The sequence below is a fragment of the Citrobacter sp. RHB36-C18 genome, assembly GCF_013814485.1.
Lineage (GTDB): Bacteria > Pseudomonadota > Gammaproteobacteria > Enterobacterales > Enterobacteriaceae > Citrobacter > Citrobacter braakii.
This window is the reverse complement of the sequence record NZ_CP057125.1, coordinates 3,152,769-3,175,738: the sequence shown is the minus strand read 5'-3', so window position 1 is coordinate 3,175,738 and position 22,970 is coordinate 3,152,769. Positions and strand designations below refer to the sequence as shown.

Sequence of the window (22,970 nt, the reverse complement as noted above, 5' to 3'; positions counted from 1 at the left end):
AGGGGTAGATATGAAATAACTAATAAAATCATATAGATATGATGTTTATTAATGGAGGTGTGTTATTTTTATGTTAATGTAAAAATTTCAAGAAATATGCAGATGAGAAAATTATATTTATTAGAATAATTATCACGCAGATTTACAATTGGATATTCTGCATGATTATGCAAACCATGCAGAATATTAAGTGGTTAATTCACGTCAACTTGCTTAATTTGTGGTTCTTTGCGAATAGTGAGCGTCGAACCCATTGATGCGACAATAATGGCGCCCAGAGCGAGCGTCTGGACAAGCGTCAGCGTTTCACCGAGGAAAATCATTCCTGAAACCGCAGCCAGTGCGGGTTCCATACTCATCAGAGTACCAAAAGTGCGTGTTGGCAGCCGCGTCAACGCAATCATCTCCAGCGAGTAGGGAAGCGCAGTGGAGAGGACCGCAATGGCCAGGCCTAACGGTAGAATGGACCAGTGCCACAAGGCATCCCCGGCCTGGAGCGCGCCGATGGGTACAAAAATCAGCGCCGCAATTAATGACCCTACCGCGACGGTCGCCGGACCATGTTCCGCGCCGGCACGCTGCCCGGTAAGAATATAGATTGCCCAGCAGGCGCCAGCGCCCAGCGCCAGTGCAGCGCCGGTTAAATCCACGTGAGAAACGTCCTGACCTAACGGCAGCAGGAACCAAAGCCCGAGTACAGCCAGTGCAACCCAAATGAAATCCACCGGACGTCGGGATGAAAACAGCGCTACCGCGAGCGGGCCGGTGAATTCCAGCGCTACGGCAATTCCCAGCGGGACGGTCTGGATTGACAGGTAGAAGAGATAGTTCATCCCGCCCAGAGACAGACCATAAAACAGCAGTGGCAGGCGTTGTTCTTTGGCGAATCGCAAACGCCAGGGTTTAAAGAAGGCAATAAGGATGAGGGTGCCCAGCGCAAGGCGCAATGCGGTAACGCCCGGCGCACCGACGAGTGGGAATAGCGATTTTGCCAGAGATGCTCCGCTTTGAATGGAGGACATAGCAATAAGCAAAACCAAAATAGGCAACCAGACTGGCGCTTTACGTGACGACCCCGGCATCCTTTCTCCTGTCAAATGATAAGTACACGCCTTCATCTGCGCGACGTTGCAAATTTGCTACGACACGGATGACGTGATGTATAGAAAAGTAAAACAGCGAGTGTAATGGAAATACGCACCGCTGGTTGAGTATTCGTTGAAAAAAAAATTGCTCAGTTCCGTACAATGGCATGAAAGTGATGGATTAATAATCTGTGTGATTAGGAATATTCTGGATGAATGTGCCATATTGTGCGCGCAATAATGGCATTTTAGGTTAGAAAAGTGATGTTAATTGAAAGAGATAGCGGGTTTCTGAAACGTTCTGTTACATGAAAGACCCCGTTAGACATCGCGAATCGCAAAGAGTTTCCCATCAATTTTTGGTATATTTAAAACTTAGGATTTACTTGAAGCACATTTGAGGTGGTTATGAAAAAAATTGCATGTCTTTCAGCACTGGCCGCTGTTCTGGCTTTCTCCGCAGGTACTGCTGTAGCTGCGACTTCTACCGTTACCGGTGGTTACGCTCAGAGCGATGCTCAGGGCGCAGCGAACAAAATGAACGGTTTTAACCTGAAGTATCGCTACGAGCAGGACAGCAACCCGCTGGGTGTTATCGGTTCCTTCACTTACACTGAAAAAGATCGTACCGATGCGTCTGGCGACTACAACAAAACCCAGTACTACGGCATCACTGCTGGCCCGGCTTACCGTCTGAACGACTGGGCAAGCATCTACGGTGTAGTGGGTGTTGGCTACGGTAAATTCCAGAACGCTGCATCCCCGGCTGATAACCACACCACCAGTGACTACGGTTTCTCTTACGGTGCTGGTCTGCAGTTCAACCCGATCGAAAACGTTGCTCTGGACTTCTCCTACGAGCAGAGCCGTATTCGTAGCGTTGACGTTGGCACCTGGATCGCTGGCGTGGGTTACCGCTTCTAATCACTTCGGTGATACAAAAAATCCGCCTCTCGGGGCGGATTTTTTTTGTGCGCAACTCAGAGATTAACGAGATTTGGTCTCAAAGATGTCGGTACCCAGATGGTTGTAGTCCACCTTCTGCAATTTGAAGTTGGTGATGTACACCGGGCCAGCCTTTTTCTCTGAAATAAAGCGATAGCTGTTGGTGATTTCCTTCGCGCTTATCCCCGTCCACTGCGAGAAAAAGCTGAGGAAATCATTGGCGGAGCGACGGGCTTTAATCACCCGGTGCGCTTTATCATCGCTCGACAGCACCATAAATGGTACCTGGAAATTCTGCTGGAATTGATCGTCATGCGCCAGGTACTGCACCTCTTTCCCCCGCTCTTTAAACGCGAGGCCATGATCGGAGAAATAGACCATCGAGAAGCTGTTACCGCTGTTACGTAACTGATCGTAAAGCTGGCGCAGCAGGTCATCCGTCTGCGTCATGGTGTACAGATAGCAAGATGTCTCTTTCGACTGGACGAAAGTCTCGTATTTACCCTGCGTACGGTCGCAGGCCTGCGGATGCGAGCCCATTAAATGCAGCACGATAAGCTGTGGCTGAGTGCGCTCGGTTGCCAGCACCTGGGCGGTCATCTTCAACAACGCTTCGTCACGGGTATTTTTATCCGCTTCGAAATCACCGCTTTTGAGGAACTGAACTTCATCAGCTCGCTTCGCAATGCTGGCGATGGCCGTATCGTATTCACCAATCTGTCCCTGATTGGAGAACCACCACGTCTGGAATCCCGCGCGGTTGGCCAGAGTGACAAAGTTATCCTGGAACTGGGGTTTATTGTCGACCACCCGATTTAGCGTCAGGCCGAGTGATTTTTGTGTCGAACCGCTTGCCGCGATGTAATCCGCGAAGATGTAGCCGTTAACGGAACTGGCAAACGGGGTGTTATCCCAGTGACCGCCAAAAGCACCTAACGCATCGCGGCGGGCGCTTTCGCCGATGACCACCACGTAGGTATGATACTTCGGCTTCACGGCGGTTACCGTCCAGCTGTCTTTCACGCTCGCCAGCTTCGCCATACGCTCTTGTTCGTCGAGCACTTCGTTGTTATTAACGATAACGTCCTTGGCAAAGCGGAAAACCGGATAGCCGGTGTCTTTCAGCTTGAACACGCCGCCCCAGGCCAGGTTTTGCACCGGGGTAACAAAAAACGCGACAACGCTGAACAGCAAACAAATGCTGTCGAACTTATTCCAGCTACGCTGCTGCACCTCTTTTTTACGGCGTACGGCGATAACACCGAGGGCGAAAATAAACACCCCAACCAGATAACTGTACCAGGGGAAGATGGTCAGGATTTCAGTAGACTCTTCCATATTGGTTGAGTGCAGCGCCAGCAAGGTATTGAAGTTCGGCGAACCGTAAGCCTGGCCAAACGGGAAGTACATTGCCGCTACCAGCGAGCAAATGCCAATCAGCACTTTCTGCGCACGCGGCGCGCTGCGCCACAGCAGCATCAATATACAGGTGAAAGCAACGCTATAGAGCAGGCTAAGCGGATAGCCCAGCGCAAGGTTGATCAGCAGAGACTGTAAGAAATAGAGGCCAGTCCACGGACTAATCGCCCGGCTACGAGCAATGATTGAATCTTTGAGGGTTAAATTCATATGCCACTGTTACAAAAACGCCATGTGCTTACCCTGGCGCTAAGGGTCATTGCCTGCCTGAGAGAGCGAGAAGGGGGATAGGGTCCGCATCCGCGAGCCGCAATATATGCAGGGCTGCGAAAAGATAGAGTGTGTGCAAGAGAAGGTCAACTACTACTAAGAAATTGTTTTGCGAGGGGCGTGGCAAAACTGACAAAAAGAAGGGTTATTGGCACGAAAACGATCACCGTATCCGAGTTACGGCAGGAAAATAAAGCGGCGTGCCGCGACGCCGCATTATTTATCTGCAGGTTTATCCTGCTCTGGTTTGCTGTTAATCATGTCGCACAGCATAGAGATCAGCATTAACCGTACTTTAAAGGGAGAGTGGCTAAACACGCGTATACACCTCTTAAATTCATTCATATAAACCTCCTGACTTCACGATCCCATCAGTCCTTGAGGGATGTCTTTATTATATACAGATATAGCACAGGCTATATTATATAGCTATTGCTAAAACGTTAATTTTTTGTGCCCACGCAACTCTGGTTTACAATGAGCGTTCTCTAATCAGATGCCGTTAACGCGTCACAGTAACGAGGAAGCAGAATGAGTCGTCGCGCAGGTATGCCAACAACAAAAAAAGTGACGCAATTGGTGAATGTCGAAGAACACGTTGAAGGATTTCGTCAGGTCCGGGAGGCACATCGCCGTGAGCTGATTGATGACTACGTAGAGCTGATTTCCGATCTCATTATTGAGGTGGGTGAAGCGCGCCAGGTAGATATGGCAGCACGGCTTGGGGTTTCCCAGCCGACGGTTGCTAAAATGCTTAAGCGTCTTGCTTCAGTTGGGTTGATTGAAATGATCCCATGGCGGGGCGTGTTTTTAACCGCAGAGGGTGAGCGACTGGCTCAGGAGAGTCGGGAGCGTCACCAGATTGTGGAGAATTTCCTGCTGATGTTAGGTATCAGCCCGGAAATTGCCCGTCGCGACGCGGAGGGAATGGAGCATCACGTCAGTAAGGAAACGCTGGAGGCTTTTAGCCGGTTTACGCAACAGCAAGGCACAGGCTCTGAATGAGTTTTCCTTTACTACGCGCCTTACAGCGCGATCGCTTTTTTCAGCTGTTAATCATCGTCGGGGTTGTACTGAGTCTGTTCGTACCGTTTACGCCAAGGTCGTGGCCGGGGGCGATAGACTGGCACACGATTATTACACTTAGCGGCCTGATGTTACTGACCAAAGGCGTGGAGCTAAGCGGTTACTTCGATGTGTTAGGGCGCAAGATGACCCGCCGCTTCAACACCGAACGTCAATTGGCGATATTTATGGTGCTGGCGGCGGCGCTGCTGTCGACGTTTCTGACCAACGATGTTGCGCTGTTTATTGTTGTTCCGCTGACGATCACCCTGAAAAAATTGTGCGCCATTCCTGTAAATCGCCTGATTATCTTTGAGGCGCTGGCGGTAAACGCCGGATCGTTGCTCACGCCAATAGGTAATCCGCAAAACATTCTGATGTGGGGACGCTCCGGCTTATCGTTTACCGCGTTTACCTGGCAGATGGCACCGCTTGCGGGGGCCATGATGCTGACGCTGGTGGTGTTGTGCTGGTTCAGTTTCCCGTATAAAGCTTTGCATTATCATACCGGTACGCGCGCGCCTGACTGGCAACCGCGCCTGGTGTGGAGCTGTCTGGGGCTGTATATCATTTTCCTGGCGGCACTGGAGTTAAAACAAGAGCTGTGGGGCCTGGCGATCGTCGCGGCAGGATTCATGGTGCTGGCTCGCCGCGTGATCCTCAGCGTGGATTGGACGCTGCTGTTGGTGTTTATGGCGATGTTCATTGATGTGCACTTGCTGACGCAACTCCCGGCCTTGCAGGATATTACCCACCAGATTGGCACGCTTTCAGCGCCGGGGCTTTGGTTGACGGCCATTGGCCTGTCGCAGTTTATCAGTAATGTTCCCAGCACGATTTTGCTGCTGAACTACGTCCCGCCAACGCTGCTGCTGGCCTGGGCGGTCAATGTGGGCGGTTTTGGGTTGTTGCCGGGATCGCTGGCGAATCTTATTGCTTTACGGATGGCAAACGATCGACGGATCTGGTGGCGTTTTCATTGGTATTCGGTGCCGATGCTGATATGGGCGGCGCTGGTAGGGTATGGTTTATTGCAGGTGATGTGAGGATTGTGCCCGATGGGGCTGGCGCTTATCGGGCCTACAGGTTAAGTAGGCCCGATAAGGCGAAGGGACAGTTTTGATGCTTAGTTCAGACGAACCGGCATACCTGAACGGTTCTGTACCGCCTGCTCAACGACGGCCTGATCGACGTCAGACTGACCGGTGATGCTGGTAATGCTCTTGTTCAGCGTAATCGGTACGATTTCCCCGCCTTCGAACTGTGCTTCAGTGGTAGACAGTGGGTTGTGTACCTCGATGTAACGGCTGCCGTCTGGTTCAGTCGTGGCTTTTACCGGCTCATCGATAAACTGTACGCGGGTGCCGACCGGCACATTTTCAAACAGGAATTTGATGTCGTCGTTACGCAGACGCACGCAACCGTGGCTGACGCGTAAGCCGACGCCGAAGTTAGCATTGGTGCCGTGGATGGCGTACAGGCGACCGATATACAGCGCGTACAGGCCCATCGGGTTATCCGGACCTGCCGGAACAACAGCTGGCAGCGGTTCGCCCGCAGCGCGGTATTCCGCATGCATTTTTGCCGTTGGCGTCCAGGTTGGGCCCGCTTTTTTACGTTCTACTTTGGTGGTCCAGTTGATTGGCGTGTCTTTGCCCAACTGACCAATACCGATCGGCAGAACAATAACGGTGTTGGTGCCTTTCGGGTAGTAGTACAGACGCATTTCAGCGCTGTTAATAACAATACCTTCATGCACGGTATCCGGCAGGATCAATTGCTGAGGTATGTTCAGGACGGTGCCGCCCTTCGGCAGGAAGGTATCCACGCCCGGGTTGGCTTCCAGCATATTAGACAGACCCATCTGATATTCCGCCGCAAAATACTCCAGCGGTTGGGTGTTGCCTTCAGGAATAGTGATGACCTGGTTTTGGCCGATCAAACGGCTGCCATCGGTAGGCAGCGGGTACGTGACGGCAGAAGCGGTGTTACAAAAACCAACTATTGCGAGTGCCGCCGCGAAAAGCGTTGTTAATTTCATATTCATGTTCATGTATGCGAGATTCAGTGCCAGGCAGGCTAGTGGGTTGAGATTTATGTAGTGTTGGGCACGCATTATATGTGCAATCTGAGCAACAAGGAATTCGGATGTGTACTAAATCACATTTTTTTCCTTTTGCTTTCACTTTATCCCTTCAGCATCAAGGCGCGATCTTATTGCAGACTTATGGCATAATAAGCGGTTCGTCACATATTTCTTTCTCTTTCAGGATACGCCAGTGTTAGTTTCCAGCAACGTCACCATGCAGTTCGGCAGTAAGCCGCTGTTTGAAAATATTTCCGTCAAATTTGGCGGCGGCAACCGTTACGGCCTGATTGGCGCGAACGGTAGCGGTAAATCCACTTTTATGAAAATTCTCGGCGGCGACCTCGAACCGACGCTGGGCAACGTTTCCCTCGATCCGAACGAGCGTATTGGTAAGCTGCGTCAGGATCAGTTCGCCTTTGAAGAGTTCACCGTGCTTGACACCGTGATCATGGGTCACGGTGAACTGTGGGAAGTAAAGCAGGAGCGCGATCGCATTTACGCCCTGGCCGAAATGAGCGAAGAAGACGGCTATAAAGTTGCTGACCTTGAAGTTCAGTATGGCGAAATGGACGGCTACTCTGCGGAAGCGCGTGCGGGTGAATTGCTGCTGGGCGTAGGTATTCCGGTAGAACAGCATTATGGCCCGATGAGCGAAGTCGCCCCCGGCTGGAAGCTGCGTGTGCTTCTGGCACAGGCGCTGTTCTCTAACCCGGACATTCTGCTGCTCGACGAACCAACGAACAACCTGGATATCGACACCATCCGCTGGCTGGAGCAGACGCTGAACGAGCGTGACAGCACCATGATCATCATTTCGCACGACCGTCACTTCCTGAACATGGTCTGTACGCACATGGCGGATCTGGACTACGGCGAACTGCGTGTTTATCCGGGTAACTACGACGAATATATGACGGCGGCAACCCAGGCGCGTGAACGTCTGCTGGCTGATAACGCCAAGAAAAAAGCGCAGATTGCCGATCTGCAATCCTTCGTCAGCCGCTTTAGCGCCAACGCATCTAAATCTCGTCAGGCGACTTCTCGTGCGCGTCAGATTGATAAGATCAAGCTTGACGAAGTGAAGGCGTCCAGCCGTCAGAACCCGTTCATCCGCTTCGAACAGGATAAGAAACTGTTCCGAAACGCGCTGGAAGTGGAAGCGCTGACGAAAGGTTTTGATGAAGGTCCGTTGTTTAAAAACTTTAACCTGCTGCTGGAAGTCGGTGAGAAAATTGCCATTCTGGGTGCCAACGGCGTGGGTAAATCAACCATGCTGAAAACGCTGGTCGGCGAATTACAGCCGGATAACGGTACCGTGAAATGGTCTGAAAACGCCCAGGTTGGTTACTACGCGCAGGATCACGAGTACGAATTCGAAAACGATCTGACGGTCTTCGAGTGGATGAGTCAGTGGAAACAGGAAGGCGATGATGAGCAGGTAGTACGTAGCTTCCTTGGTCGCTTGCTGTTCAGCCAGGACGATATCAAGAAACCTGCTAAAGTGCTGTCCGGTGGTGAAAAAGGACGCATGCTGTTCGGTAAGCTGATGATGCAGAAACCGAATATTCTGGTAATGGATGAACCGACCAACCACCTGGATATGGAATCTATCGAGTCGCTGAATATGGCGCTGGAAATGTACCAGGGCACGCTGATCTTCGTTTCTCACGACCGTGAGTTCGTCAGTTCGTTGGCAACCCGCGTGATTGAAATTACGCCGGAACGCGTAATCGACTTCACCGGTAACTACGAAGATTACCTGCGTAGCAAGGGCGTCGAATAATTTTCCCGTCGTCTTTCGTGTTACAGGTGTGTTGGCTGCACCTGTACACCCCGGTCACTTACTTGTGTAAGCTTGCGGGGATTTACAGGCTGGCCGCCTTCCTGTAACGCGAAATACTTAGGGAAACTTGTGTAAGTTACAGATTAAATAATCCCCAGCGCACGCTTGCCATGGATATTCAAATCATCCAGCGTGAAGCGTCCTTCCCAGTGAGTTTCATAATCCTCGCGTGGGAAATCACCCGGCGATACGCCTTTTTCCAGCGCGGCCTTCACTTTATGGGCGTAGGCCAGATTCTTTTCGCACATCGGTGCGGCAGGGATGTACATCACGTTGCCCCAACCCTGCTGATTTTCTACCGGCGCGACGGAGTGGATCACATCGCAATGCCACCAGACGGAGTCTCCGGCGTCCAGTTGCGGAATGCTGGTTAACGCTTCAATCAGCAGCGGATGCCATTGCGCAGAAATCGGCAGAACTCTGCCGGGTGCTACGCCGCAAAGTTCATCTTCCGGCACATCGTCAAGCAATGGACGTAACAGTACCCAGGCCATCGCTTCAGGGATAGGGACCACGTGCAACAACCCCTGACCTGGCAGCATATCAGAGAGAGCAGTCCAGCCCTGGAAGGTACGGAATACTGAACATTTGGTGGTGTTATCCACCGTGTACTCTTCTACTTCAGTGCGATGCGCGGCCTGCCACGGGTCGTAATCTTCCAGCTTACCATTGAAAACATTAGCAAAGACCTGCTGATATGCCGGCAGAAGCCAGCGTTCTAGCGCACCGGAATCCGTATGCGCGCCCAGCCCTTTGGACGTCGTTCCCGGTGGATGACGGCGTATGCGGTCGGGGTAGATAACGCTGACATCCGGGTTAAACCATTGCTTACCTTCGCCTGCAAATGTCCAAAGACGGTTGAGAAATGACTGCGCATTTGCCATTTCTTCACTCTGACGGGCCTGCATCTGCGCCTGGGACCAGTAGATGGGGTAGATTTCAGGCCGCGATGCGCTCAGGGTACCAAAGAAATTATCGCCCGGTCCTTGGTAAACGTCGTCAAAATGGTTGCGGTCCAGATAGTCCAGCATTGACCTATCCCAATCGAGGGCTTGTTCGCGAGAGAAATGGCCTTTAATGACCGCGCATCCGCGACGCTTAATTTCTTCACGCTGCTCAGCACTCACGCGACCCGCCTTGATATCCGCATAGGACAACACAGGCCATACCGGAGAGCCTTGCGCTTTGAGGGCATTGATTTCCGCCACGCGATTAGCAATGGCCTCGCTCAACTGATTGAAAATCAACTGAACATCTCCAAGCTGTTCACGCAATTGCTTTTTCATCTGCCGGATTGCCGCTTTGTGATCGGTGGGCAACGTGTCGCTGGTAAAAGTAAAAGCCATATCCACCTCGCATTAACTTTCATTCGAAACTTATTTAACTTGCAGGTGATAATATAAGTTAAAATTTAGTTAACGCAAGTTTAAAATTTGATGGTGTGAGAAACATGAAAAAGCGTGGAAACCGGGGCAAGGGGATACCCCGGTTGGGCAGGATTAGCAATTAAAAGGGGAAGTGTTATCCAGCACCGCCTGAATCACGTTCAGCGCGCCCTGATGGTTATTGTCGTCGGTCTGATAGCGGGCAATCGATTTGATACTCTCTGCCGCGTTGGCCATGGCGAAAGAGTAGCGCGCCATTTTCAGCATTTCTGCGTCGTTGCCGCTATCGCCAATGGCGACCACATTTTGCGGGGACAGGTTCCAGCGCTTTAGCAGACGGCTGATTCCGTTGGCTTTATGCAAACCAGGAATGATCAGGTCGATAAACCCAAAGCCGCTGGTGACAGGCTTCATTATACCGTCAAGGGCAGAATGAAGGTGATCGATCACTAATGGGATTTGTTGGTCCGGTAAATTCAGCGAGAACTTGAACAGCACATCATCGATGTCCTGATAATCCTTCACGGGTTTCAGGCGATGGTAGTGTTTTGACATCAATGCGACAAAGGACTCGGGGGCATTTTCGCTAACGTAGGCGCTTTGCAGGCCGCAAGCCACAAAGTTGAGATGCGTATCTTTGAGCAGTTCGCCAATGACAATGCGGGATTCGTGGCGGGTCAGCTCACCGTGAAACAGCTGTTTGCCATGTTCAAAGACTAACGCCCCGTTCTCGGCAACAAAAGAGATCTCATCTTTGAGTTCCGGGAAAAAGGAGATCAGTTGGTAATACTGATTGCCGCTGGCCACGACAAATTCAATATCCCGTTTTTTTAGTTTCTGATACTGCGCCATAAAACGTGCATGATCGTATTTTTTGGCGTCGTCGAGAAAAGTTCCGTCCATATCAGTGACGATAACTTTGATGGTCATACTTGCTCCTGGCTCATAACTGCGACCAGAAACATTTTAATAACAATGTGAGCTAAAGCACAAATTTATTTCATTCGAAAGAAGAATACCCGGCAAGCGAAATGCCGCCGGGTAAGGGGGATTACAGCATATGTTCAGTACGTGCGATGATATCGTCCTGCGCATCTGGAGACAGCGCGGTGAAGAAGGCCGAATAACCTGCTACACGGACCACCAGGTCACGATACTGATCCGGGTGCTTTTTGGCTTCCAGCAGCGTTTCACGGGAGACAATGTTGTACTGAATATGCCAGCCTTTGTGCTCCTCAAAGAAGGTACGCAGCAGGATCATCAGCTTTTGCTTATCGGATTCATTCTCCAGCGTGGCCGGGTTCAGCTTCTGGTTTAACAACACGCCGCCGAGGATTGAACCGGTCGGCAGTTTACCCACCGAGCCAATTACCGCTGTTGGGCCGAGATGGTCCGTTCCGGAAGCCGGGCTTGCGCCTTCTGCCAGCGGAGTATGCGCCTTACGACCATCCGGCGTGGCCATTGTTGCCGCGCCAAACGGTACGTTTGCGGAGATCGATGAGGTACCCGCGTAGTAATTGCCGCCAACCGGGCCACGTCCGTAACGCGGATTATGATACTGTTTCAACTCATTGATATAGGTCTGATAAGCACGAGCCAGCAGCGTATCAACGCTATCGTCATCGTTGCCGTATTTCGGTGCGCCGTTAATTAGCCGCTGGCGTAATTGTTCGTGGGTCAGACCGTCAAAATCGTCGGCCAGCGCGGCGGCCAGCTGTTGCTGACCGATAGCGCCTTGTTCAAAGACCAGTTTCTTCACCGCAGCCAGGCTGTTGCCGAGGTTGGCAATACCCACCTGCAAACCCGATACCCAGTCGTATTTCGCGCCGCCTTGCTTAATGCTTTTCGCGCGTTCAATACAGTCATCTACCAGCGCAGAGCACAGAATATCGTGTACGTTCTCTTCCAGCATGGTGTCGACAACATACTCAATTTCGATAGATTTACGCGTGTAGTAGCGAATCTGCGCATCCCAGGCATCCATCACTTCGTCGAAATTGTTGAAGTTACCAGCCGAGAGCGCTTTTTCCTGTGGCAGAAATACTTTACCGCTGGTGGCATCGCGACCACCTTCCAGCGCTGCCAGCATCACGCGGGCAAAGTTAATAAAGCTCATACCGGTACAGCGGTAGCCCCATTTGCCGCCAACGGCGGTTTCGATGCAACCAATGGCCGCATAGTCATAGGCGTCCTGCGGTTCAATGCCAAGCTTAATGAATTCAGGTATGACGATTTCGTCGTTATTAAAGGCAGGCATCCCGAAGCCGCAGCGGATCACCTGTACACAGGCATCCAGGAAATCATTACTCATCCCTGCATGATAACGCACGCTCAGGTTTGGCTGAGTAGAACGCAGGCGACCGCAGGATTCCAGAATGGCGTAGGAGAGCGGATTGACAGCATCCATTGCCTGACCGTTAACCAGGTTTTGGCCACCAATGGTCACGTTCTGATACAGCGGGCTACCCGCCGAGGCTTTCGAATGGGAGCCGGAGCGGATTTTGTTCACTTCCAACAGTTTCAGCCAGCAGTTGTGCAGCAGCTCAATGGCGTGCTCACGATCGAGGCTCTGGTTCAGTTCTACGTCACGACGGTAGAACGGATAGAGGTACTGATCCATGCGACCAAACGACACTGAGTGACCATTTGATTCAATTTGCAGGATCAACTGGATGAAATAGCACAACTGCAGCGCCTGCCAGAACGTTTTTGGCGGCTCATGGGCGATCACATCGCAGTTGTCCGCCATGGTCAGCAGTTCATCACGACGACTGGCGCGAGTTTCCGTGGCCGCCATTTTACGTGCCAGCGCGGCAAAGCGCTCAATGTGCAGACTGACGGCCTCCAGCACGATATCAATCGCTTTCAGAAACTGATCGCCATGGAGGTCTTCCAGACAAGTCAGATTGATGCGGGAACGACGTTCATCAACTTTGTGGCGCAGGCCGTCGAGACCTTTTTCCAGCAGCAGCGGGAAATTTACCGCCAGGTGTGCGTCACCGGAGGTCATGTTACCTTCGGCTTTGATAATGCCGGTTTCCAGCAGCCCTTTCTGCTCGTCAGTAAACATCCCGTAGCAGCGATCCTGCACGGTCTGACCACGCCACCATGGACACACCTCGTGCAATACGCGTTTGTTCTCTTCGCTTACCGCAAAGCCCGCGCCCGGCCTGTCGGCGAGGTCATCGATCTCTTTTTCAATCCACGACACGGTGTATTCCGGGAAGATTGGCGCGGCACGCACTTCGCTTGCCTGGTTACCAATGATCAGTTCGTCATGCTTGATCCAGATGGTGCGTTCCGCCAGATGATGGGCCAGCGCCAGCGCGCGGCGAACCGGAATAGGTTTATCCAGATGCTGTTGGTACATCTCGGTATAGTGCTGGGCGCGCTCGGTACAAACCGGCGGCTTCACGATGTGGATCAGGGCCGTTTTATGCGCTTTGATACGGTCGCTGAGTGTGTCCAGTTTCAGAGTGGTCATGGCGATTATCCTCGTAGGGTCGCGGTTAAACCTTTCAGGCTGGCGTACTGCTGGGCAAATTCGAGCAGCGCAGGCGCATCAAGCGGTTTATCCGGTGCGTTGTAGGGTTGACTGAGTAAGTGGTATTTGTTGATGCCCAGCGTGTGGTAGGGCAAAAAATGGATCTCATCGACGTGAAGCTCGTCGGCAGCAAAATCGGTAATGGCCTGAATAGCGGCTTCATCAGCGTTGAACCCCTGAATCAGGGGGACGCGGATAACCATTCTTTTACCGGCGGCGGCCAGTTTTTTCAGATTTTCCAGTACGCGAGAGGCGCTGCCATCGGTCCACTGTTTAAACGGCGCGTCGGCGACATGTTTTAAATCGGCCAGGAACAGGTCGACGTCAGGTAATGACGGTTCAATATACTTCCACGGGACATGCAGACAGGTTTCAACCGCTGTATGAATACCTGCATCGTGGCTGGCTTTGAGCAGCGCTGCCGCCAGTTCTGGCTGCATAAAGGGTTCACCGCCAGACAGGGTGAGACCCCCGCCGCTGCGATCGTAAAACGGTTTATCACGCACTACGGTCGCCATGATGTTGTCCACGCTTTTTTCCTCTCCGCAGACGGTCAGCGCCTGGGTTGGACAGCAGTGGGTCAGCGCCGTGAGCGCATCATCGGTCAGTTTTTCGCGTTGAATCAGCAATCCACTCAGCGCGCGTTCAATCACCTTCGGTGCGGCCTGAGCACAGAGATCGCAACCGTCGAGGCACAAACGCGCGTCATAGAGCAGATCCTGCGTGCGGGCGCGGCTTTCCGGATTCTGGCACCACCGACAGCCCAGAGAGCATCCCTTAAGGAACACTACAGTACGGATACCGGGACCATCATGTGTGGAATAGCGCTGGATATTGAAAATCATAAGCGGCCTCTCATCTTTCGTATAAAGATTAAATTACTTTCGAATGAAAGTTATATTGACGTACGTCAACTAACCGTGAGGTTTCGCCGTGCTACCTTTTATTCATGCTAATTATTCGTTTGAGGAAAGGTTATGGAACTCTATTTAGATACGTCTGACGTTGACGCGGTAAAAGCTCTGGCGCGGGTTTTTCCGCTGGCAGGGGTGACCACTAACCCAAGCATTGTGGCGGCAGGTAAGCAGACGCTGGACGTGTTACTGCCGCAACTGCAGGAAGCGATGGGAGGGCAAGGACGCCTGTTTGCTCAGGTAATGGCGACCACCGCCGAAGGCATGGTCAGCGATGCGCGTAAGCTGCGGGCAATCATTGCGGATATCGTGGTCAAAGTGCCGGTCACGGCAGAAGGTCTGACGGCCATTAAATTGCTGAAAGAAGAAGGGATCCCGACGTTGGGTACCGCGGTATACGGCGCTGCTCAAGGGCTATTAGCTGCGCTTGCGGGGGCCGAATACGTTGCGCCATACGTTAACCGTGTGGATGCGCAGGGGGGGGACGGCATTCAGACGGTGACCGATCTGCAGACCTTACTGAAAATGCATGCCCCGCACGCCAAAGTACTGGCCGCTAGTTTTAAAACGCCGCGTCAGGCGCTGGATTGCCTGCTGGCAGGCTGCGAGTCCATCACGCTGCCGCTGGATGTCGCTCAGCAGATGATTAGCTCTCCGGCCGTGGATGCTGCCGTAGCGAAGTTCGAGCACGACTGGCAGAGCGCATTTGGACGCACTTCTCTGTAAGTCTGTTTAGCCGGATGGCGGCTGACACCTTATCCGGCCTACACAATGCGCTGTTGTAGGCCTGATTGGAGGCATTAGCATCGCCCTCTGGCAATAGTGTGGTGCCGACGATTTCTCTGCTAACTCCCGCAGACCTCACAGGTGGGATTGCGCATCAGCTTCATTTCGCGAAACTGGCAGGTCATGGCGTCGTACATGACGATTTTTCCTGAAGCCGGTTTACCGTAGTTAGCCAGTAGCTTAATGGCTTCCATCGCCTGTAACGAGCCGATCACGCCGATCAGCGGGGCCATCACTCCGGCCTCTACGCAGGTCAGGGCGTTTTCACCGAACAGACGGCTCAGGCAACGGTAGCAGGGCTCTCCTTCCTGGTAGGTAAATACGGTAATTTGTCCTTCCATGCGAATTGCCGCACCGGAAACCAGCGGAACCCTGGCGGCGAAGCATCCGGCATTCAACTGATTGCGGATGCTGACATTATCCGTACAGTCCAGCACCAAATCGTGTTCGGTAATAAGCGTGTGAATCTCGCTCTCGTCCAGCAGGGCATTCACCGGCGTAATGGCGATATAAGGGTTAATCCGCGCCAGTGCGTCGCGGGCGGATAGCACTTTTGGCTGTCCAACGGTCGCATCGCTGTGCAGCGTCTGGCGCTGGAGGTTCGACACGGAGACCGTGTCAAAGTCGAGCAAGGTTAAATGCCCGACGCCAGCGCCTGCAAGGTACTGAGTTGCTGCGCATCCCAGTCCCCCCACACCAACGACCAGTACCCGCGCCTCCTTGAGCGTTTCCTGACCTTCGAAATCGAAGCCGCGCAGAATGATTTGCCGGTTATAGCGCATCATCTCCTGGTCGCTGAGTTCTGCCATTACAGGCCTCCAAACAGTGCGTTAAACGGCTCGACCTCAACCCATTCGCCAGCTTCGACGTTACCGCGATCGCGCTCCAGCACGATAAAACAGTTACCCTGGCTAAAAGAGCTAAAAATATGCGAGCCCTGGTGCCCGGTAGTGGTGACTTCCAGTTCGCCTTCAGCGGTACGCTGCAATACGCCGCGCTGAAAATCCAGACGGCCAGGTGTTTTCTTCAGGCGTGAGGCGGTGCGCACACGCTGGCGAGGCGGCAGTCCACAGGCGGTGTTGCCGCTGAGTTTCGCCAGGAGCGGTTGTACCAGTTGATAAAAGGTGAGGGCCGCAGACACTGGATTACCCGGCAGACCGCAAAACCAGCTGTTGCTCAGTTTGCCAAACGCGAACGGTTTGCCCGGTTTGATGGCCAGCTTCCAGAAGGCAATTTCTCCCAGCTCTTCCAGAATAGTTTTAGTGTAATCCGCTTCGCCTACTGAAACGCCGCCGGAGCTGATGACGACATCGGCCTGGCTGTCGGCTTCGATAAACGCGGCACGCAGCGCGTTGGGATCGTCGCGAATAATCCCCAGGTTGTTCACTTCGCAGCCCAACTGTTGCAGCATCAGGTGAACGGTCAGACGGTTAGTGTCATAAATCTGCCCGTCTCCCAGCGGCTGACCTGGCAACTGCAGTTCATCACCGGTGGAGAACAGCGCCACGCGGACTTTGCGCACAACGGGAGCATCGGCAACACCGAGCGAAGCCAGAACGGGAAGCTCGGCGGTTGTCAGGCGAGTCCCGGCGGGAAACACCACCGCGCCGTTTGCAATATCTTCACCGCGCAGACGAATATTTTGCCCGCGGCGGACTTCGGCGGTAAAACGCACCCCGTCCTCAGTTTGTTCCGTTTGCTCCTGCATCACCACCGCTTCACAACCAGCAGGCACTGGGGCGCCGGTCATAATACGGATGCAGGTTCCCGCAGGCCACTCGCCATGGAAAGGCTGACCGGCAAAGGCTTTACCCGCCACAGCAAGCGGCTGATCAGATTGTAAATCGGCTAATCGTACCGCATAGCCATCCATTGCTGAGTTATCGAATCCCGGTACATCAATGGGGGAGACAACGTCGGTGGCCAGAATGCGGCCAAAGCATTGAACCAGCGGCAGCGTTTCGACGGCGGTGAGCGGGGTAATACGCGAAAGCATCTGAGAGAGAGCCGTTTCAAGCGGCATCAGTCCGGCGGTAAATTCCATGAGAAGACTCCTGCGGGGCAAAATCGAATCTGCTCATTATGTCAGAAAATGGACGCGGGCAGTATGCTACCTCAGGCTTAGAATCAGATCTGGTAAAGGTTTTGTGCCAGGGATAGCGCTGCAGGAAGAATGCAGTATAGACTCAATATTTCCGCTCATTTTTCCCTGGGGGCTAAATGGCTAATATTATTCCAGACGCAATTCGACGACAGGTGGAGGCAGCCAGTGCGTGCATCCGCCAGATTTTCGAGGGGAATCTCATTGCCCTTCATTTGTATGGCTCTGCGGTTGAAGGCGGCTTAAAACCCCAAAGCGACATTGATTTATTGGTCACCCTGCGTGAACCAATAAATGCCCGACAAAGAGAAAAACTGATGCAGGATTTGCTGACCATTTCAGCGCCTCCCGGCACCTCCGGGCCATATCGTGCGCTGGAAGTGACCGTTGTTCTGCACTCGCAGATCGTGCCGTGGCGATTCCCACCGGCGAGAGAAATGCAGTTTGGTGAATGGCTGCGTGATGATATTCGCGCTGGCGTGTTTGAACCGGCAATGGTGGATCCTGATCTTTCTATTCTGCTGACCCAGGCCCGGCGCGCCAGCGTACCGCTGTTCGGTGAACCGGCTGAGACGTTATTTAACGTCATTCCGTTTAGAGATGTATTGCAAACATTTCGGCATATCCTTGAGATGTGGCAGAAACCGGCTGATTTAGAGGGGGACGAGCGTAATATCATTCTTGCTCTGGCACGTATCTGGTATAGCGTGGTTACGGGTAATATTGTCGCTAAAGATGAGGCCGCATCCTGGCTTCTGCCGCAATTACCCGCTGAGCATGCTGATTTGCTGCAAGCAGCGCGTGCGGAATATCTGGGGTTAACCAAACATAACTGGGCAGCGTGTATGCCGTCTGTAGAACGCTTTGTGTTTTATGCAAAAAAACAGATTACCGATCGGCTTGAATAATTTAGCACCAACGTCGAGAGATCTCCTTTCCGTTAAACACATCTGAATGACCTGATGAGACGGGGTGTGAGGTGCGGGCCTTTACCTTTACATGACGTCTGCATCTTTCTATATTCAAAAATCGAATCAATAAGTCACCGAAATTCTGATATTTATAACCCCCCGGTACCCGCCACCTAATGGACGAATAAAATGGGTAAAGCAGTCATTGCAATTCACGGCGGCGCAGGGGCTATCACCCGCGCGTTACTGAGCCAGGAGCAAGAATTGCGTTATATACAAGCGCTGTCGGATATCGTTGAAACCGGCCAACGGATGCTTGAAGACGGTCGTAGCGCACTGGATGTGGTCACCGAAGCCGTGCGTTTGTTGGAAGAGTGTCCGTTGTTTAATGCCGGAATTGGCGCGGTGTATACCCGTGATGAAACCCATGAACTGGACGCCTGTGTGATGGACGGTAATACGCTAAACGCGGGAGCCGTCGCCGGGGTTAGCCATCTGCGCAATCCAATTCTCGCGGCTCGCCTGGTGATGGAGCACAGCCCCCACGTCATGATGATAGGTGAAGGGGCTGAAAACTTTGCCATTGCGCAGGGTATGGAGCGCGTTTCGGCGGATATTTTCTCGACGCCAGAACGCTACGCTCAACTGCTGGCAGCGCAATCGGCGGGTGAAACGGTGCTGGATCATAGCGCGACCCCGCTGGATGAAAACAACAAAATGGGTACTGTGGGTGCGGTCGCGCTGGATATGTTTGGCAATCTGGCGGCGGCAACATCGACCGGCGGAATGACCAATAAATTACCGGGTCGGGTAGGTGACAGTCCGCTGGTCGGCGCTGGCTGTTATGCCAATAACGCAAGTGTGGCCGTTTCCTGCACCGGAACCGGTGAAGTCTTTATTCGTGCGCTGGCGGCCTATGACATTGCGGCGTTGATGGACTATGGCGGCCTGAGTTTATCGGAGGCGTGCGAACGCGTAGTAATGGAAAAATTACCGGCGCTCGGCGGTAGCGGCGGTTTAATTGCCGTCGATCACGAGGGCAACGTCGCCTTGCCGTTTAACAGCGAAGGCATGTACCGTGCCTGGGGATATGCAGGCGATACGCCAACCACCGGTATTTATCGGGAAAAAGGAGATACCGTTGCCACACAGTGATGAGCTTGACGCCTGCGACGTGCTGGCAGTCAGCAACCTGAACATTGCCTTTGAACAGGAGCAACAGCGCATCAGTGCGGTGCGTAATCTGTCATTTCGCCTGAAGCGTGGTGAAACGCTGGCGATAGTGGGTGAATCCGGTTCAGGAAAGTCGGTAACAGCCTTGTCGCTGATGCGTTTGATTGAACAGTCAGGCGGCGAGGTGAGCTGCGATGAAATGCTCCTTCGACGCCGTAACCGACAGGTTATTGAGCTGGGTGAACAGAGCGCGTCGCGGATGCGTCACGTGCGTGGCGCAGATATCGCCATGATCTTCCAGGAGCCCATGACATCGCTTAATCCGGTATTTACCGTGGGTGAGCAGATTGCTGAGTCAATCCGTTTGCATCAGGGGGCCAGCCACGAAGAGGCGATGGTGGAAGCGAAACGGATGCTCGACCAGGTGCGTATCCCCGAGGCGAAGGCTATTTTATCGCGCTATCCGCACCAGCTTTCTGGCGGCATGCGCCAGCGGGTAATGATCGCCATGGCGCTATCGTGTCGCCCTGCGGTTTTAATTGCCGATGAACCGACTACCGCGCTGGATGTCACTATTCAGGCACAGATCCTGCAACTGATAAAAGTGTTGCAGCAGGATATGTCGATGGGAGTGATCTTTATTACCCACGATATGGGCGTCGTGGCGGATATTGCCGATCGCGTGCTGGTGATGTATCAGGGCGAGGCGGTAGAAACCGGCAGCGTTGAGCAAATTTTTCACGCTCCCCAGCATCCTTACACTAAAGCGCTGCTGGCAGCCGTGCCGCAGCTTGGGGCGATGACCGGACAAGCGTACCCGCGCCGGTTTCCACTCATTTCATTACACGATCCCAGCCATGTAGAACCACAGACTGAACAGGATACTGTGGTTGAAGGCGAGCCTATTTTGCAGGTACGTAATCTGGTGACGCGTTTTCCGCTGCGCAGCGGCATTCTTAATCGGGTGACCCGCGAGGTGCATGCGGTGGAAAACGTTAGCTTTGACCTGTGGCCCGGAGAGACGCTCTCGCTGGTGGGGGAGTCAGGCTGCGGGAAATCCACCACCGGTCGGGCGCTGCTACGTCTGGTAGAGTCTCAACGCGGGGAGATTGTTTTCAACGGACAGCGTATCGATACCCTGGCCGCCAGTAAGCTACAGCCGCTGCGTCGGGATATTCAATTTATCTTCCAGGACCCCTATGCTTCGCTCGATCCGCGTCAGACCGTGGGATATTCCATTTTAGAACCGCTGCGGGTGCATGGGCTACTGCAAGGCGATGCGGCGGCAAAACGGGTTGCATGGCTGCTGGAACGCGTAGGATTGCTCCCTGAGCATGCCTGGCGCTATCCGCATGAGTTTTCCGGTGGTCAGCGTCAGCGTATCTGTATTGCCCGGGCGCTGGCGCTCAATCCCAAGGTGATTATTGCCGATGAGTCAGTCTCGGCGCTGGATGTCTCAATTCGCGGGCAAATTATCAACCTGTTGCTCGACCTCCAACGAGAAATGGGGATTGCGTACCTGTTTATTTCCCACGATATGGCGGTGGTGGAGCGGATCAGTCATCGGGTGGCGGTGATGTACCTTGGGCAAATCGTCGAGATCGGCACCCGACGCGCGGTGTTTGAAAATCCGCAGCATCCGTACACCCGCAAACTGATGGCGGCAGTCCCGGTCGCCGATCCCTCACATCACCGGCCCCAGCGCGTGCTGCTGTCGGATGATATCCCCAGTAATATCCGCAAACGCGGTGAAGAGATTTCCCCCGTTTCACTACAGCAAGTTGGCCCGGGGCATTATGTTGCGCGTCCGCAACCAGAAAATGCGCTTTCGCGTTTATAACAGGCAGGCAGGGTTTAAGGAGAATAACATGACAAAAATTGTTGCTCGAAAATGGCTGGTTGCTGTGGGAGTGGCCTCTGCGCTGGCCGCCACACCTGGCTGGGCCGCCAAAGATGTAGTAGTGGCGGTAGGATCCAATTTCACCACCCTCGATCCCTACGACGCAAACGACACGTTGTCGCAGGCGGTAGCGAAGTCGTTTTACCAGGGGCTGTTTGGCCTTGATAAAGAGATGAAGCTGAAAAATGTGCTGGCGGAGAGTTATACGGTTTCTGATGATGGCCTGACTTATACCCTTAAGCTGCGACAGGGTGTGAAGTTTCAGGACGGCACCGACTTCAACGCCGATGCGGTTAAAGCTAACTTCGACCGGGCCAGCAACCCGGAAAACCATCTGAAACGCTACAACCTGTATAAGAATATCGATAAAACCGAGGTCGTCGATCCGTCGACGGTGAAGATAACGCTGAAGCAGCCGTTCTCTGCATTTATCAATATTCTGGCGCACCCGGCTACGGCGATGATCTCTCCCGCCGCGCTGGAGAAATACGGCAAGGAGATCGGTTTCCATCCCGTGGGGACCGGGCCGTATCAGCTTGAGACCTGGAATCAGACGGATTTTGTAAAGGTTAAGAAGTTCGCGGGTTACTGGCAGCAAGGGCTGCCAAAGCTGGATACGATTACCTGGCGTCCGGTGACCGACAACAACACGCGTGCGGCAATGCTGCAGACCGGGGAAGCGCAGTTTGCCTTCCCGATCCCTTACGAGCAGGCGGCGCTACTGGCGAAGAATAAAAACCTGGAACTGGTGGCCAGTCCGTCTATTATGCAGCGTTACATCAGCATGAACGTCACGCAAAAACCGTTCGATAACCCGAAGGTGCGTGAAGCGCTGAATTATGCCATCAACCGTCAGGCGCTGGTGAAAGTGGCGTTTGCCGGTTACGCGACGCCAGCAACCGGCGTTCTCCCACCGTCGATCGCCTATGCGCAAAGCTATACGCCATGGCCATACGACCCGGCAAAAGCGCGCGAACTGCTGAAAGAAGCGGGTTATCCGAACGGTTTTACCACCACGCTATGGTCTTCTCATAACCATAGTACCGCGCAAAAAGTGCTGCAATTTACCCAGCAGCAACTGGCTCAGGTGGGCGTTAAGGCTCAGGTGACGGCGATGGATGCCGGTCAGCGCGCGGCGCAAGTCGAAGGTAAAGCGCAGAAAGAGAGCGGGGTACGCATGTTCTACACCGGCTGGTCTGCCTCTACGGGTGAAGCAGACTGGGCGCTGTCACCGCTGTTTGCATCTCAAAACTGGCCGCCAACGCTGTTTAATACGGCGTTCTACAGCAATAAGCAGGTGGACAGTGATTTAGCGGCAGCGTTGCAAACCAACGATCCGGCCCAGAAAGCGAAGCTGTACAAGGATGCGCAGGATATTATCTGGAAAGAGTCGCCGTGGATCCCACTGGTAGTGGAACAACTGATTTCGGCGCACAACACCAGATTGACCGGGTTCTGGATCATGCCGGATACCGGATTTAGCTTTGATGATGCGGATTTAAAATAAGCTATTCATCCGGCCCCGCCACGCAGGGGCCGG

19 protein-coding genes are annotated in these 22,970 nt (G+C 53.2%); 9 read left to right on the top strand and 10 right to left on the bottom strand.

The window, feature by feature from the left end; translation table 11 throughout:
- Positions 1-194: 194 nt before the first annotated feature.
- A complete protein-coding gene (rhtA, locus tag HVZ52_RS15275; protein WP_016156069.1) occupies positions 195-1,082 on the bottom strand; it encodes a threonine/homoserine exporter RhtA in 888 nt (295 codons plus the stop codon).
- A gap of 411 nt (positions 1,083-1,493) precedes the next feature.
- Here rhtA and ompX point away from each other — a divergent pair, with 411 nt between their 5' ends.
- On the top strand, positions 1,494-2,009 hold the full coding sequence (gene ompX, locus HVZ52_RS15270; protein ID WP_016152372.1) for an outer membrane protein OmpX: 516 nt from the start codon (positions 1,494-1,496) through the stop codon (positions 2,007-2,009).
- A 63-nt stretch (positions 2,010-2,072) separates the two neighbouring features.
- Here ompX and HVZ52_RS15265 read toward each other — a convergent pair whose 3' ends face one another.
- Together HVZ52_RS15265 and mntS are read right to left on the bottom strand one after the other, a co-directional pair.
- Positions 2,073-3,659, bottom strand: coding sequence for a phosphoethanolamine transferase (locus HVZ52_RS15265; RefSeq protein ID WP_016156070.1), 1,587 nt, complete (start codon positions 3,657-3,659; stop codon positions 2,073-2,075).
- Positions 3,660-3,935: 276 nt separating this feature from the next.
- Positions 3,936-4,064 (bottom strand): manganase accumulation protein MntS, encoded by a 129-nt coding sequence (mntS, locus tag HVZ52_RS15260; protein ID WP_016152374.1) that lies wholly within the window; start codon positions 4,062-4,064, stop codon positions 3,936-3,938.
- Positions 4,065-4,250: 186 nt separating this feature from the next.
- Here mntS and mntR point away from each other — a divergent pair, with 186 nt between their 5' ends.
- Together mntR and HVZ52_RS15250 are read left to right on the top strand one after the other, a co-directional pair.
- The gene (gene mntR, locus HVZ52_RS15255) at positions 4,251-4,724 is read left to right on the top strand and encodes a manganese-binding transcriptional regulator MntR (RefSeq protein WP_003831586.1); all 474 of its coding nucleotides are present in this window, start codon (positions 4,251-4,253) and stop codon (positions 4,722-4,724) included.
- Positions 4,721-5,830: an anion transporter gene (locus HVZ52_RS15250; RefSeq protein WP_181598422.1), complete on the top strand. Its 1,110-nt coding sequence runs from the start codon at positions 4,721-4,723 to the stop codon at positions 5,828-5,830. Before mntR ends, HVZ52_RS15250 begins: the two co-directional genes overlap by 4 nt.
- Positions 5,831-5,910: 80 nt before the next feature.
- On the opposite strand, the gene ldtB is transcribed toward HVZ52_RS15250, so the two are convergent.
- Positions 5,911-6,831: a L,D-transpeptidase gene (ldtB, locus tag HVZ52_RS15245; protein ID WP_003035268.1), complete on the bottom strand. Its 921-nt coding sequence runs from the start codon at positions 6,829-6,831 to the stop codon at positions 5,911-5,913.
- A 232-nt stretch (positions 6,832-7,063) separates the two neighbouring features.
- Here ldtB and HVZ52_RS15240 point away from each other — a divergent pair, with 232 nt between their 5' ends.
- On the top strand, positions 7,064-8,656 hold the full coding sequence (locus tag HVZ52_RS15240; protein ID WP_016156073.1) for an ABC-F family ATPase: 1,593 nt from the start codon (positions 7,064-7,066) through the stop codon (positions 8,654-8,656).
- Between the two features lie 143 nt (positions 8,657-8,799).
- On the opposite strand, the gene HVZ52_RS15235 is transcribed toward HVZ52_RS15240, so the two are convergent.
- The 4 genes from HVZ52_RS15235 to HVZ52_RS15220 form a co-directional block, all read right to left on the bottom strand.
- Positions 8,800-10,062 (bottom strand): DUF1479 domain-containing protein, encoded by a 1,263-nt coding sequence (locus tag HVZ52_RS15235; protein WP_181598421.1) that lies wholly within the window; start codon positions 10,060-10,062, stop codon positions 8,800-8,802.
- Between the two features lie 153 nt (positions 10,063-10,215).
- Entirely contained in the window at positions 10,216-11,031 is an 816-nt protein-coding gene (locus HVZ52_RS15230) for a Cof-type HAD-IIB family hydrolase (protein WP_181598420.1), read from the bottom strand.
- A gap of 121 nt (positions 11,032-11,152) precedes the next feature.
- Positions 11,153-13,585, bottom strand: a complete 2,433-nt coding sequence (locus tag HVZ52_RS15225; protein ID WP_181598419.1) for a glycyl radical protein — start codon at positions 13,583-13,585, stop codon at positions 11,153-11,155.
- A gap of 5 nt (positions 13,586-13,590) precedes the next feature.
- Entirely contained in the window at positions 13,591-14,490 is a 900-nt protein-coding gene (locus tag HVZ52_RS15220) for a glycyl-radical enzyme activating protein (protein WP_181598418.1), read from the bottom strand.
- Positions 14,491-14,622: 132 nt separating this feature from the next.
- Here HVZ52_RS15220 and fsa point away from each other — a divergent pair, with 132 nt between their 5' ends.
- Complete coding sequence (gene fsa / locus HVZ52_RS15215; protein WP_019076360.1) at positions 14,623-15,285, top strand: fructose-6-phosphate aldolase; 663 nt, start codon at positions 14,623-14,625, stop codon at positions 15,283-15,285.
- Positions 15,286-15,404: 119 nt separating this feature from the next.
- On the opposite strand, the gene moeB is transcribed toward fsa, so the two are convergent.
- Together moeB and moeA are read right to left on the bottom strand one after the other, a co-directional pair.
- Positions 15,405-16,154, bottom strand: a complete 750-nt coding sequence (moeB, locus tag HVZ52_RS15210) for a molybdopterin-synthase adenylyltransferase MoeB (RefSeq protein WP_181598417.1) — start codon at positions 16,152-16,154, stop codon at positions 15,405-15,407.
- Complete coding sequence (gene moeA, locus HVZ52_RS15205) at positions 16,154-17,389, bottom strand: molybdopterin molybdotransferase MoeA (protein ID WP_181598416.1); 1,236 nt, start codon at positions 17,387-17,389, stop codon at positions 16,154-16,156. The genes moeB and moeA overlap by 1 nt, the downstream gene beginning before the upstream one ends.
- Positions 17,390-17,565: 176 nt before the next feature.
- Between moeA and HVZ52_RS15200 the strand changes: the two genes are divergently transcribed.
- The 4 genes from HVZ52_RS15200 to gsiB all read left to right on the top strand — a co-directional run bounded on the left by HVZ52_RS15200 (position 17,566) and on the right by gsiB (position 22,937).
- Complete coding sequence (locus tag HVZ52_RS15200) at positions 17,566-18,354, top strand: aminoglycoside adenylyltransferase family protein (protein WP_181598415.1); 789 nt, start codon at positions 17,566-17,568, stop codon at positions 18,352-18,354.
- Positions 18,355-18,546: 192 nt separating this feature from the next.
- On the top strand, positions 18,547-19,512 hold the full coding sequence (gene iaaA / locus HVZ52_RS15195; RefSeq protein ID WP_016156081.1) for a beta-aspartyl-peptidase: 966 nt from the start codon (positions 18,547-18,549) through the stop codon (positions 19,510-19,512).
- Complete coding sequence (gene gsiA, locus HVZ52_RS15190) at positions 19,499-21,370, top strand: glutathione ABC transporter ATP-binding protein GsiA (protein WP_047415279.1); 1,872 nt, start codon at positions 19,499-19,501, stop codon at positions 21,368-21,370. The genes iaaA and gsiA overlap by 14 nt, the downstream gene beginning before the upstream one ends.
- 28 nt (positions 21,371-21,398) lie before the next feature.
- Positions 21,399-22,937, top strand: coding sequence for a glutathione ABC transporter substrate-binding protein GsiB (gene gsiB / locus HVZ52_RS15185; protein ID WP_181598414.1), 1,539 nt, complete (start codon positions 21,399-21,401; stop codon positions 22,935-22,937).
- The last annotated feature ends 33 nt before the right edge of the window (positions 22,938-22,970 follow it).